General features: G+C 59.3%; 8 protein-coding genes, 2 tRNA genes and 1 riboswitch. Of the genes, 1 reads left to right on the top strand and 9 read right to left on the bottom strand.

The genetic code is table 11. The features are described 5' to 3' along the window. Window positions 1-77 precede the first annotated feature (77 nt). Window positions 78-177, bottom strand: a riboswitch (TPP riboswitch). Between the two features lie 263 nt (window positions 178-440). The 3 genes from QZ613_RS18780 to QZ613_RS18770 all read right to left on the bottom strand — a co-directional run bounded on the left by QZ613_RS18780 (window position 441) and on the right by QZ613_RS18770 (window position 1,245). Further along, a tRNA-Glu gene (locus tag QZ613_RS18780) sits at window positions 441-516 on the bottom strand. A gap of 25 nt (window positions 517-541) precedes the next feature. Beyond that, window positions 542-617 (bottom strand) — tRNA-Ala (locus tag QZ613_RS18775). Window positions 618-633: 16 nt separating this feature from the next. Beyond that, complete coding sequence (locus tag QZ613_RS18770) at window positions 634-1,245, bottom strand: hypothetical protein (RefSeq protein ID WP_043567712.1); 612 nt, start codon at window positions 1,243-1,245, stop codon at window positions 634-636. A gap of 123 nt (window positions 1,246-1,368) precedes the next feature. Between QZ613_RS18770 and pyrF the strand changes: the two genes are divergently transcribed. After that, the gene (pyrF, locus tag QZ613_RS18765) at window positions 1,369-2,193 is read left to right on the top strand and encodes an orotidine-5'-phosphate decarboxylase (protein WP_043567771.1); all 825 of its coding nucleotides are present in this window, start codon (window positions 1,369-1,371) and stop codon (window positions 2,191-2,193) included. A gap of 98 nt (window positions 2,194-2,291) precedes the next feature. Here pyrF and QZ613_RS18760 read toward each other — a convergent pair whose 3' ends face one another. From QZ613_RS18760 to dnaN, 6 genes are all read right to left on the bottom strand, one after another. Continuing rightward, complete coding sequence (locus tag QZ613_RS18760) at window positions 2,292-4,520, bottom strand: 6-phosphofructokinase (protein WP_043567709.1); 2,229 nt, start codon at window positions 4,518-4,520, stop codon at window positions 2,292-2,294. 157 nt (window positions 4,521-4,677) lie between these two features. Then, entirely contained in the window at window positions 4,678-5,442 is a 765-nt protein-coding gene (locus QZ613_RS18755) for a hypothetical protein (RefSeq protein ID WP_291983554.1), read from the bottom strand. A 119-nt stretch (window positions 5,443-5,561) separates the two neighbouring features. Beyond that, window positions 5,562-8,075: a sodium-translocating pyrophosphatase gene (locus tag QZ613_RS18750; protein ID WP_291983552.1), complete on the bottom strand. Its 2,514-nt coding sequence runs from the start codon at window positions 8,073-8,075 to the stop codon at window positions 5,562-5,564. 935 nt (window positions 8,076-9,010) lie between these two features. After that, the gene (locus QZ613_RS18745; protein ID WP_043562518.1) at window positions 9,011-9,775 is read right to left on the bottom strand and encodes a hypothetical protein; all 765 of its coding nucleotides are present in this window, start codon (window positions 9,773-9,775) and stop codon (window positions 9,011-9,013) included. 279 nt (window positions 9,776-10,054) lie between these two features. After that, a complete protein-coding gene (gene gyrB / locus QZ613_RS18740; RefSeq protein ID WP_043562521.1) occupies window positions 10,055-12,523 on the bottom strand; it encodes a DNA topoisomerase (ATP-hydrolyzing) subunit B in 2,469 nt (822 codons plus the stop codon). Between the two features lie 64 nt (window positions 12,524-12,587). Further along, entirely contained in the window at window positions 12,588-13,718 is a 1,131-nt protein-coding gene (gene dnaN, locus QZ613_RS18735; protein WP_043562523.1) for a DNA polymerase III subunit beta, read from the bottom strand. Window positions 13,719-13,754 lie beyond the last annotated feature (36 nt).

Here is a 13,754-nt window from a genome sequence, read left to right as displayed (position 1 = left end):
GCTACGCAAGCGTGCAGCGTGCAAGGGGCCAGACAGACGAGAGAGACGGAGTGAAGAACACCCTGCGCACCCTGAAAACCCCGTGCGCTCCGCTTCCCTACGACGGCATGACCCGTACAGGTTCGAAGGGACTCTCTCAGCCACAGCGTGATCCGCGCGGCACCCCCAACGTGAGCGCCCCAAATTACTGCAACTGTCGGCATTTAGCAAGAATGTCGACATCGTCCGGGAGCACTCATCGCTCGCGGAAAGCACTGACGCGACGTGGCTATGCGGCGCTCGGCGGAAAATTCGCAAATCAAGGTCGAAGTGCCCGCGGTCGCGAGCGTTGGATAGGGCAGTCACGATCAGGTCGACGACCACCACACAGCGGTTTCCCGCACACGGCAAAAAAGGAGTGCGCATCTTGTGCAGGCGCACTGCACGAACCGCAGTGGCGCTGGCGTCCCCACGGGGATTCGAACCCCGGTACCTACCGTGAAAGGGTAGTGTCCTAGGCCTCTAGACGATGGGGACCCGGAACAGGAATCTCTCGACTTGCTGGTGGAGGTACGCGGGATCGAACCGCGGACCTCTTGCATGCCATGCAAGCGCTCTCCCAGCTGAGCTATACCCCCTCGAAAGAAGCGCGCATTATAGGGTTCGAGGCGGGGCTTGTAAAGCGCCGTTCATCACCGTAGAAAAATCGACCCAGTCTCGCTCCCCGTCGATCTCCTGCAGGCGGCGAAGGTTGCGCGCGCGCAACTGCTTGCTCAGCGAACGGCGTCCGATACGCGCATCAGAAATGTCGATCAGCCCGAATTGCTGATCGGGCATGTAGACCACGTTGCCGAGATGCAGCGAGCGGAAATAGACGCCGGCCTGGTGCAAGCGAATGACGAAGTCCGTGAACGCCCGCTTCAAGCCTGGCTCGATAGCCGGGTCTAAGCCCTCGCGCAGCATCTCACGCAGCGTCTTGCCGGTCAGCGGGTGGTAGTGCACGCCGTCGCGGGCAATCGAAGGAATTCGCCAGACGGCGATGATCACCGGCGCCGCTATGTGGCGCTGGTGAAGAGCCTCGGCGTTGTCGGCGAAGCGTTGCGCATAGGGCGACCAGGCTGCCGAAGAGAGCAGACGCTTGCGGCGAAAGAGCTTGAGGATTGTTCCGTCGGCAAGGCGCAGGACCTTGTCACCAAAGCCATCCGCCTCGAGGATTTCGGCGCCCGCTCGCATGGCAAGGTACTCGTCGTGCTCCAGTTTCTTCAAAGGGCTTCCCCGCGCGAAAGCCCCGAGTCTACCTTTTTCGGCGAACAGCAGGCGCGATCACCTGCGTCGGCCCGAGTCACGGCCGTTAGAATGCAGTTTTTTGCCAAGAGTGATGATCATCCGATGAACTTCATGCACGCTCTCAACGCTGCGTGGCACGACCGCAACAGCCTGCTCTGCGTCGGCCTGGACCCCGACCCGGCGCGCTTCCCCGCCCACTTGCGCGGTCAGCCAGACGCCATTTTTAACTTCTGCAAAGCAATCGTCGACGCCACCGCCGACCTGGTGTGCTCGTTCAAGCCGCAGATCGCCTATTTCGCCGCTCAGCGTGCCGAAGACCAGCTACAGGCCCTGATCGCCCACATCCACGACGCTCACCCGACGACACCGGTGATCCTCGATGCCAAGCGCGGCGACATCGGCAGTACCGCCGAGCAATACGCCATAGAGGCCTTCGAACGCTTCAAAGCCGACGCGCTCACCGTCAACCCCTACATGGGGCGCGACTCGATCGAACCTTATCTGGCCTACGCTGACAAGGGCGTTATCCTGCTCTGCCGAACCTCGAACCCCGGCGGCAGCGACCTGCAGTTCCTCGACGTCGGTGGCGAAAAGCTCTACGAGCGGGTCGCCCGCCTGGTCAGCCAGGAATGGAACCAGGGCGGTCAGTGCGCACTCGTCGTCGGTGCCACCTTCCCCGGCGAAATTGCCCGCGTTCGCGAACTGAGCGGCGACATGCCGCTACTTGTTCCAGGTATCGGTGCGCAGGGCGGCGACATCGAGGCAACGGTCCGCGCCGGCCGTACGGCACACGGCGACGGCCTGCTGATCAATTCCTCACGCGCCATCCTCTATGCCGGCAGCGGTGAGGACTTCGCGCAGGCGGCACGACGCGTTGCTCTGGACACACGCCATGCCATCAACGTCCATCGCCACCCTGCGCCTTAGACTGACTGCCGACAACAACCCTGCGCGGCCAGCAACGTCGCTGATAGCTCCACGCCAGGCGCTGGCTGGAGCGCGCAAGCACCATCGACGGCCGCCGTTTAAACTGCGTCCGCCGCTGGCCGTGCCATGCCCAGCATGACCGGCCGCAAGTCCATCCACCATTGTTCCGTCGGCCGCCGATGCTCCAGATCGACCACATCATGCATGCGGTTGATCGGAGAGATCATGACCTTGCCTTCGACCAGGCCGATATAGGCACCGGCAGCCGAACCCCGCTCCAGTTCGCGGGTCAGGAAATCGATGCAGTGCGCCGCCAGGCGGGTTGCCAGCACGCGGTCAAACGGCGAAGGGTTGCCGCCCTGCTGGACGTGACCCAGGATTGCCTGGCGCACGTCGAACAGGCCGTGACCTTCCTCCTCGAACAGCCGGCACATGAAATCGGTCGTGTACTGCGCGTTTGCGCGCTCGTTGCGAATCGTGAGATAGAAACGCCGACCGCCATGAAAACCCTCGATCATCCGTTCCACATCGGCTTGCAGGTCCTTCAACGAGACCCCTTCCTCGGGCAGGTAGATGCGCTCGGCGCCACTGGCAAGACCGCTCATCAGCGCCAGATAGCCGCAGTGGCGGCCCATGACTTCGACCACGAAGCACCGCCGCGCCGCTATGGCCGACTGCTTGATGCGGTCGAGCGCCTCGACGATGGCGTTGAGAGCGGTATCGGCGCCGATGCTCAACTCAGAGCCGGGCAGGTTGTTATCGATGCTCGCCGGCAGGCAAATGATCGGAATCTTGAATGCCGGATAGCGCTCGCGTTCGCTATAGAGGTTATGGGCAACCCTGTAGGCCAGCCAGCCACCAATGATCAGTAGTCCGTCGATGCGGTACGTTTCGAGCGCTCGCGCGACGGTATAGAGCTGCTCGACGGTCGGCGCCTGCCGGGTGGTACCGAGTTCAGCGCCGCCCATGGCAGCCCACCCCTCGACGTCGCCCCAGCTCAACTCCTCGATGCGGCCGGCAAGGAGTCCCTCGAAGCTGCCACGTACCCCCAACATCGTGTGGCCGCGGTCCAGTCCGAGTCGAACGGCGGCGCGAGCGGCGGTATTCATGCCTGGTGCAAGCCCGCCACCATGCAACACGGCCAGTCGACGGGGGCGGGCCGGCGGTATCACGCTGGGCGGCGCACCGGCCATCGCCTTGAAGGTCTGAAACATCTCGGTGAAGCTGCTCCCGCGCAGTTCCATCGCCTTGGCATAGTCATGCTCGGCGATCTTGCGCGCCACGGCGTGAGTTTGCTCGACACATTGCATCAACGGTGCCTGGCGTACCCGGTTGTAGCGCATGCCGACCATCTGAGGTTCACTCGTCGGGGTGGCCGACAACAACTCCTGCACTGCCGCGTGACCAACCAGAGTGCTCATGCAGCGGTCGAAGGCGCTTGGCGTCCCGCCTCGCTGGACGTGCCCGAGGATAGTCACACGCGTGTCCTCGCCAAGGCGGTCTTGCAGCACCTGTCGCACCCGGTCGCTGCTGATCGGCCCGCCTGCGTTGTCGCACGCGCCTTCCGCGACAACGACTATGCTGTCGCGGCGACCGGCAGCCCTACCGTTGCGCAGCAGATCGCACATCTCCTGCTCCCAGTTTTCCGACGGCGGGCTTTCCGGAATGAGCACGTAGTCGGCACCACCGGCGATTGCGCTCATCAGCGCCAGGTAGCCACAATGGCGGCCCATGACCTCGACCACAAAGGTGCGCTGGTGGCTGGCGGCAGTGCTGGTAATGGCGTCGATGGCCTCGACGATCCGGTGTAGAGCGCTATCGGCACCTATGGTCATGTCGGTACCAACCATGTCGTTGTCAATCGACCCCACCAACCCGGTAATCATCAGCGCCGAGTGCCTCTGCGCGGTCAGCTCGTCGATATCGCCGCGCTCGACAAGTTCTGCCACGAGACTTGCCCACTCCTGCCGAAACAGGTTGGCGCCGGTCAGGCTGCCATCGCCGCCAATCACCACCAACCGGTCGATCCCGTGCCGGAGCAGGTTTCTGGCCGCGGCAAGGCGGCCTTCGCGCTCGCGAAAAACGGGACAGCGGGCCGTCCCGATGATCGTTCCGCCGCGGTGGAGAATGCTCCCGACATCGTCCCAAGACAGCGAGCGAATGCGATCGCCGCCATCCACCATCCCCTGATAGCCCTCAAAAATGGCGTGCACGGCGACACCCAGGTTCAGCGCCGAGCGGACTACGGCGCGGACCGCGGCGTTCATGCCCTGAGCATCGCCGCCACTGGTCAGAACGCCAATGCTTATCGAGAGATTGCTGACCATCGATACGACCTTCCTTCAACTGTGAGAAACGGAGCTTGCCCGGTATCCACGAAAAACGGCAAGAAACATCGGTCAGAATCGATGGCGCGCAGCACGCAATCGTCGATGCGGCGAAAGGCGGAAACTTCTCCAGATCAACTGAAACATTCCTCTGGCGTCACAGGTTGGCCGAACGCCACCAGTTGCTGTGATCCTTGCGCAGTTCGTCGTGCGAGAGCATCGGGTAGTGAACAAGTTGCTCACCAATGCCCAGGAAGAAGCCGCCCTTGACCATTCGATACGGGAACTGCAGCGAGTGCACCCGATGCACGAGCTTGTTCTGCTTCGACCCTGGCCGCAATTCGAGCAAGGCTTCACGCAGGTGGAGCAGGAACGAATAGGGCAAATCGCCTTCCTGGCCGTTCTCGGGATCGCGCGCCAGCGGGCCAAGTTCGAGTTCGACAAAACACATCCCCGGGAAGCGGAAGAACTTCGATGGTTGGGTGGTCACGTCCACGTAATACTTTTCCGGTTCGAGGAGGCTGACCACTAGGCTGTTGATCGGTGCCAGGTCCTGGAACATGTGCCGCTCCTGGTCGGGTTTCGGCAATCCCTCTCCACGCTTCAATCCCAGCGTCGCACCCATCGCGGTCGTCAGGTAAAGCTGGCCGATCGCCTCCATCGAGAGATGCTCCATCACGCGATACATCGAGATGTAGACGGAGTTCTTCGGCGTACCATCCGGCTTCTCCGCGCAGCGCTCAAATGCACCGTCGATGTCGAAATATTCGTGGCGAAATGACGGATCTACCTCGAAGAACAACGCCTGCCCCTTCGACTTGAACTTGTGGCCCGTGGCGTAGTATTGGCCGAACCTCTCCGGTGGCAGCATGGACGCGATCAGTGCTTCAGGTATCAGCGAAAAGTAGAGATGCACCGACATGTTTGAATCCTCCCTGAAATAGTCGACCCTATTCGACGTTCTTGGTTATTGCCTTGTCGGCGATACCCCGCGAAGCCCTGGCACCCAGGGGCCCGTTGTATGGCCAACGTAGCGTACCGCTACACCGTCGCCTTTTTGGCGAGAATGCGCATTCCGTAGAAGCTGCGGAATACGAAGACGAGATTCACGATTAGGAACAGCGCAGCCAGAGCAATTACGACTCCCTGCTGTCCCTGTGCCTGGAGCCCGACCGCCATCTCGACCGCCAGCAGACCGAAGAGCGTCGTGAACTTGATAATCGGGTTCATGGCCACCGAGGCGGTATCCTTGAACGGGTCGCCGACGGTGTCGCCGACCACCGACGCGGTGTGCAGATCGGTTCCCTTGGCGTGCATTTCGGTCTCGACAATCTTCTTTGCATTGTCCCACGCACCACCGGCGTTAGCCATGAAAACGGCCTGATATAGACCGATGATGGCCAGCGAAATCAGGTAGCCAATAAAGAAGAACGGCTCGATGAAGGCGCAGGCCAGGGTTCCGAAGAATACCGCCATGAAGATGTTGAACATGCCCTTCTGTGCGTAGATCGTACAGATCTCGACGACCTTCTTGCTGTCTTTTGGCGACGCCTTGACCACCACATCGAGTCTGATGTGCGTGCTGATGAACTCGACAGCACGGTAGGCCCCGGTCGATACGGCCTGTGTGCTGGCGCCGGAAAACCAGAAGATCGTCGCGCCACCGGCAACGAGGCCGAGCAGAAACGGCGGGTGCAGCAACGACAGCTTGTCGAGGTTTTCGGTCAACCCGCCAGTTAGCAGCATGACAATTGAAAAGACCATGGTCGTCGCACCGACCACCGCGGTGCCGATCAACACCGGCTTGGCAGTGGCCTTGAAAGTATTGCCCGCCCCATCATTCTCCTCGAGCAGGAACTTCGCCGACGTGAAATCGACATCGAAGCCGAAATCCCGCTTGACCTCAGCGGCGACATCAGGAACCTGCTCGATCATCGAAAGCTCATACACCGACTGCGCATTGTCGGTCACGGGGCCGTAGCTATCGACGGCAATCGTTACCGGGCCCATTCCCAGGAAGCCGAAGGCGACGAGCCCGAAAGAGAACACAGCGGCCATCATGGCGGCCTTGGCTGAGTCGGGATTGATCACCGCGGTCAGCTCGTACTGCGACAGGAGGTAGGAACCGGACATCAGCCCGACGATGATCACACCGATCCAGAATGCCGAGAAGTACCCGGCAACGAGTCCGGACAGAATGTTGAGGCTGGCGCCGCCGGCCTCGGACGCGGTCACCACTTCGCGCACATGCTTTGAGTTGGTCGACGTGAATATCTTCACCACCTCGGGAATGATCGCACCGGCCAGCGTGCCAAGGGTGATGATCAGCGAAATCTGCCACCAGAGGTCCGCGTACGCTCTGCCGTTGACAGCGAACTGTCCCATCAGCAGGTACGACACGATGAAGGTGATCACCAGCGAGACGAGCGAAGTGATCCAGACCAGCGACGTCAGTGGCGCTTCGAAATTGAAGCGTTGCTTGTCGCCATATAGACGCCGCGCGAGCATCTGATTGCCGAAGTATGAAATTGCCGAAGCGACAATCATCATTACGCGCATGGCAAACAGCCAGACCAGCAGCTGAACCTGGACGGCCGGTTCTGGCACGGCGAGCATGATGAAGGTAATCAGTGCCACCCCGGTAACGCCGTAGGTCTCGAAGCCGTCGGCGGTTGGGCCAACCGAGTCGCCGGCGTTGTCGCCGGCACAGTCCGCGATTACCCCTGGGTTGCGCGCGTCATCTTCCTGAATGCCGAATTCGATCTTCATCAAATCGGAACCAATATCCGCGATCTTGGTGAAGATGCCGCCGGCGATGCGCAGTGCAGCGGCACCCAGCGACTCACCGATGGCAAATCCGATGAAGCACTTGCCGGCCAGAGAGGCCGGGATGAAGAGCATGATACAGAGCATGATCAGCAACTCGGTGGAGATCAGCAGCATGCCGATGGAAATCCCCGAGGTGATCGGAATTGCGTAAATCTGATACGGCCTCGCGGCCAGCGAGGCGAATGCCGTGCGGCTGTTGGCGAGGGTATTGATGCGTATCCCGAACCAGGCAACGCCGAACGAGCCAGCAATACCGATCACCGAAAACGCCAGGATCGTAGCCACTTCGGAAGCCGCCAGCTGCTGGACGAAATAGAAATAGCCGATCATGATGACCGCGGTAAGAGCCTGCAGAATCAGCAGGAACTTTCCCTGCGTGATCATGTAGGTCTTGCAGGTCTCGTAGATCAGTTCGCTGATTTCGGCCATCGAGCGATGCACCGGCAGGCGTCGAATCCGGCGGTAGATGACGGCGCCGAAGGTGAGGCCACCGACAGCAACGAGAAGTCCGTAGGAAAGAAGTGTCCAGCCCGAGATACCACCGAAGAAGCTTACCAGAGCGGTATCTGCCAGATCGGGAAGAACAAGGTTGACTTCGGAGACGTGGCCCTCCGTGGCGGCGAGGGCTGGAAGCGACGTCACAGCAGACAATAAGAGTAACGCCGACAACAGAAAAGTTGCAAAGCTGGAGCGCGGAGGGGCCAGTGCATTGTGAGCGAATGTCATATTAGAGGGGTCCAGATAGAGTTACTATTTGCTCGCCATATCCTTGGAAGTGTCCGGTTTTCTGGGCGGGAGAAGTCGCTATTCAGTACCGCCGCGGCGAGTATCTCCGCGCCAATAGGGCGTGTCAAGCGTACCCAGCGGGGCCTATCAGAACCGCTTTTCACGCACTATTGGCGGCTTATCGGCACGCCTTTCGAGCATGGTCAATCTGTCACGACAAATAGTTTCCCTATTACGCATCAATGCGTTATGGGCAAGGTATAGAGAATACCAAGCGCCTACACGTAAAGCACATAAGCATGTTCTCTCTCCGCTGACGCGCTTTTAGAAGCGACGATCGATAATCCTTTCAGGCCTTCCTAAAACACATTTCGAATATCCTTTGCTGACGTTGAGAAACCCGAAAGTAGCGGCTTCAGGCGGCCGTCTGTGTCATGAATCATCCCTGCGGGTAGTTCATGAAACATACAACTCGCATGATTCCAAATGAGAACCAACTATTTTTTCGGCACACAACTCCGCGCTCGTGACGCGATACGTGTGGCTGCGGCCGTCCAGTCACGGGACGAGAACGCCGAACGTACTGCGCAACGGGGGGGTTGGAGGGAGGTACGGAAATTTCCGCGCGTCTGAGAAGTGCGAATTCCCTGCGCTGTCTATGCCGCGATCGCTAATGCTCTTGCCACCTCGCCGCATCACGCGCAGGGGCAGTTGGAGTGCCACAGTGATCGCCAACTCGGCAATCAATGGAGAGGCGTAGCGGTGCCTCACGGTATTAGCAATATTCGCTACTTGTCTTCGCGGTTCCGGCTAGCTGCCGGCCGATTCGGCAAGGTCCTACCGGCGTTGCCGACCTGTCACCGACGGTATAACTGCTGTTTGGCGCAAGAAAAAACCGAGACAGTCTTCCGTCTCGGTTCATCGCTGACTAGTACTTACAGGTTACACGAGCGCCACCAACTGCTGTGATCCTGGCGCAGCTCTTCATGTGAAGGCATCTTATAGAAGACGAGATCAGAACCGTTACCAATATAGATACCATTCTTGATCATTCGATACGGGAACTCAAGCGAGTGCACGCGATGCACCAGCTTGCTTTGCTTGCCGGCTGGATCAACTTCAAGCAAGGCCTCGCGGAGGTGGTGAACAAACGAGTACGGCAGATCGCCAACGGCCCCAGCTCCCGGATCCGTCGCCAGTGCGCCTAGCTCCAGTTCAACAAAGCACAGGCCAGGGAAGCGAATGAACTTGTTGGGCTGACTGGTGACCTTTTCATAGTACGTCTTGGGGTCTTGCGCGCTGACCACCAGACTGTTGATCGGTGCGAGGTCCTGGTACATGTGCAAGCCCTTCCCCTTCGCCGGAAACGAATCGGCGCGGCTCAAGCCCAGTGTCTGCCCGTACGCGGTGCCCAGATACAGCTTGCCCAGAGCGCTCACCGGGATGTGCTCAAGCACCCGGTAAACAGAAATATAGACCGAGTTCTTGGGCGTGCCATCGGGGTGCGCGACACAGCGTTCAAAACCCTCATCAATGTTGAAGAACTCATGACGGAATTTTGGATCGACCTCGAAGAAGATCGCTTGTCCCTTGGATTTGTAGCTATGGCCGGTTGCGTAGTATTGCCCGAACTGCTCAGGTTCCAGCATTGAGGCGATCAGGGCTTCGGGGACCAGCGAAAAGTAGAGATGTATCGTCATGATTGTGTACTTTCTCCAAGATGAGATTGTGTGGACCACGTGCCACCGACGGACAATGCCGATGGTTACACATAGACCGATGCGGTTTTCTTGTTGCGGCCACGACTCTATTGTGCGAATTATACGAGCTGTGGCTGGCGGCGGCTAGCCGCTTGAACCGACTTCGTCCGTTCGCCTGCGCATTTATGTGTGAAGCATTTCCTGCCAAAAACCCGGCGCAGCGGTCATTCCTCCCCGTCGCCATGGGAAAGTCCGGATGTTTGCTCATCCGGCCATTACTCAGACGTCGATGTTTCGTGCCGCCAGGGCATTCGACTCGATGAAATGGCGCCGCGGTTCGACCAACTCGCCCATCAAGGTGGTGAAGATCTCGTCGGCGCGGATCGCGTCTTCGATCTGAACCTTGAGCAAGCGACGCACTTTCGGATCCATGGTCGTTTCCCAAAGCTGCTCCGGGTTCATTTCACCGAGTCCCTTGTAGCGCTGTTTGGTCACCGTACGCTCGACTTCGCCGAGTAGCCACTGCATTGTTTCAGCGAAGCTGCCGACGGTCTGTTGCTTTTCACCGCGAACGACGACGCCGCCAGCGCCAAACAGGTCGGCCAGGATCTCGGCGGTCTTGCGCAATTGCGCGTAATCACCGCTGACCAGCAGATCGTCATCGATGACGCCCACCTTGAGATTACCGTGCAGCACCTTTTCCAGGCGTAGCTGCCAGCGTTCCTCGGCGTCGTCATAACGCGCGAAAATGTTGATTCCCAGCTTGCCGCCAACGGCTTGCATGAGAGCGACGGCGCTGGCGGTGGCCGCCGCCTGGTCGCTGACGTCGACCTTCAGATTGGCATCGATCAAGGCATGCAGAACTTCGGGATTGATCAGGTGTGACAAACGGTTGATGACCGCCTCGGCGAGCAGATACTCACGCGCCAGTTCCTCCAGAGCAGCGCCGGAAATCTCCGCCGCTCCGGCTTTCGGGGTAAGCACCGAACCCTCCAGGGCGAGGGTCAGCAGGAACTGCTTGAGCGCCTGATCGTCCTTGATGTAGCGCTCGGTCTTGCCGTGCTTGACCTTGTACAGCGGCGGCTGCGCTATGTACATGTGGCCATTCTCGATCAGCTCGGGCATTTGACGATAGAAGAAGGTCAGCAGCAGGGTACGGATGTGTGCGCCATCAACATCGGCGTCGGTCATGATGATCAGACGATGATAGCGCAGCTTCTCCGGCTTGTACTCGTCCTTGCCGATACCGGTACCGAGCGCGGTAATCAGGGTGACGATTTCCTGCGACGAAATAAGCTTGTCGAAGCGCGCCTTCTCAACGTTAAGGATCTTTCCCTTCAACGGCAGGATGGCCTGGAACTTGCGATCGCGACCCTGCTTTGCGGAGCCACCGGCGGAGTCTCCCTCGACCAGGTACAGTTCGCAAAGCGCAGGGTCCTTCTCCTGGCAGTCGGCCAGCTTTCCGGGCAAGCCCACGCCATCGAGCAAACCCTTGCGTCGGGTCATTTCCCTTGCTTTGCGAGCCGCGTCACGTGCCCGCGCCGCTTCGACGATCTTGCCGGTAATCACCTTGGCGTCAAGCGGCCGCTCCTGAAGAAACTCGCTCAGCTTGGCCGCCACGACCTCTTCGACCGCCGGCCGCGCCTCCGACGAAACCAGCTTCATTTTGGTCTGCGAGGCAAACTTCGGATCCGGCATTTTCACCGACAACACGCATGCCAGACCTTCACGCATGTCGTCACCGGCGATATCAACCTTGGCCTTCTTGGCAATCTCGTTTTCTTCGATATAGCGGTTGATGACCCGCGTCATCGCTGCCCGCAGGCCGGTCATGTGCGTTCCACCGTCGGCCTGAGGAATGTTGTTGGTAAAGCACAGCACCTGTTCCGCATAGCTGTCGTTCCACTGCATGGCCACTTCCACGCTGATCGGACCATTGACGCTCATCGACTCGCCGGCAGCGTGGAAAACGTTCGGATGAAGTACCGACTTGCTGCGATTGATGTACTCGACGAAACCTTGAACGCCGCCCAGAAAGGCAAAGCTCTCTTCCTTGCCGTTGCGCTGGTCGACCAGGCGGATCTTGACCCCGTTATTCAGAAACGACAGCTCGCGCAGACGCTTGGCGATGATTTCAAAGTGGAATTCGACAACGCCGAAGATCTCTTCGTCAGCCATGAAATGCAACTCGGTGCCACGCTTCTCGGTGCTGCCAACGACCCTCGTCGGCGACACCTCTACTCCCTTCTGAATCTCGATCGGGCGATCGACGACCTTGCCCCGGTTGAAGTCGATCAAGTGCTTTTGACCGTCGCGGCGAATGGTCAGGCGCAGCCATTTCGACAAGGCATTGACGCAGGAGACGCCAACTCCGTGCAGCCCCCCGGAAACCTTGTACGAATTCTGGTTGAATTTTCCGCCCGCGTGCAGCACGCACATGACGATCTCGGCGGCCGAGCGCTTCGGTTCGTGACGGTCGTCGAACTTGATACCGGTGGGAATTCCACGCCCGTTGTCGGTCACCGAAATCGAGTTGTCAGCATGAATGGTGATGACAATATCGTCGCAGTGACCGGCCAGTGCCTCGTCGATGGCGTTATCGACCACCTCGAAAACCATGTGGTGCAAACCCGTGCCGTCCGAGGTGTCACCGATGTACATCCCGGGGCGCTTGCGAACCGCCTCCAGGCCCTCCAGCTGCTGAATACTTGTTTCATCGTAGGCCGGTTGCTCGTTTTCTTCAGTCATTCTTGATCCAAACTGTCTTTCGTCGGTTTAACCACTGCTGCTCCTCATGAGCCCTCGCGTCACCTCAAATGCGCATCGGCATGACCACGTAGCGAAACCGCTCGTTGCCCGGTATGGTCAGCAAGGCACTCGAATTTGCATCGTTGAAGCCCCATTCGATGGCCTCGTCAGAGCGGTTGTTCAGCACGTCGAGCAGGTAAGCGACGTTGAAACCAACGTCCAGTGGTTCGCCGTCGTACTCCACCTCTATCTCTTCCAGCGCCTCTTCCTGCTCGGCGTTGGCGGCCATGATCTTGAGACTGCCTTCACCCAGCATCAGGCGAACGCCACGAAATTTCTCATTGGTCAGAATCGCCGCCCTGACCATGGACTGCAGCAACTGGGCACGGCTGACCGAAACCACGTTCCTCAGGCTGGCCGGAATGACGCGTTCGTAGTCGGGGAAGCGACCGTCGATAAGCTTGGAGACCAGAGTGATGTTCGCGAACTTGAAGCGAATCTGGCTGGGCAGCATTTCGATGACCAGCGGCTCGTCGCTATCGCTTAGCAGCCTGTTGAGTTCGATTACCGTCTTGCGTGGCAGGATCAATTCCTGGCGCGTTGCTCCGTCGGCGCGCAGGGCCTCGGGAGAATCTTCAAGTGGCATGCTGGCGTAGGCCAAGCGATGTCCGTCAGTGGCCACGGCGCGCAACTCGCGACCGTCGACGAGCAGCAGCAGACCGTTAAGGTAGTAGCGAACGTCCTGAGCCGCCATCGCGTACTGAGTCTGCGCCAACAAGCTGCGAAACTCCTTCTGCGGAACACTGAAGCGCCGGACTTCACCCTCAGCCATCGCCAGGCATGGGAAGTCATCTGCCGGCAGGGTCTGCAGGCTGAAACGGCTCTTGCCAGCCTTTAGCTGCAAGCGCCGGTCGTCCAGCACCAGACTCACCTCGACGGATTCCGGCAGGGAACGCAAAATTTCCTGTAGCTTCCTCGCACCGACGGTCACGGCGCCATCGCCATCGCCGGTTGCTCCGCTCGTCGAGCTGGTGATCTGAATTTCTATATCGGTTGCCAGAAGGGTCAGTACGTCGCCGCGCTTTTCGAGCAAAACGTTCGACAGAATGGGCAAGGTGTGACGCCTCTCAACTATCCCCGAAACCGCCTGCAAGGGTGCCAGCAGAGTGTCGCGTCTTGTTTTAATAAGAAGCATATATATAAATCCTATAAAGACTATAGTCGGAACAAG

Origin of the sequence: Candidatus Accumulibacter sp. ACC005, assembly GCF_907163215.1 — a bacterium.
Lineage (GTDB): Bacteria > Pseudomonadota > Gammaproteobacteria > Burkholderiales > Rhodocyclaceae > Accumulibacter > Accumulibacter regalis.
The sequence above is the reverse complement of the archived record's forward strand: the minus strand, read 5'-3'. Positions and strand labels throughout refer to the sequence as shown.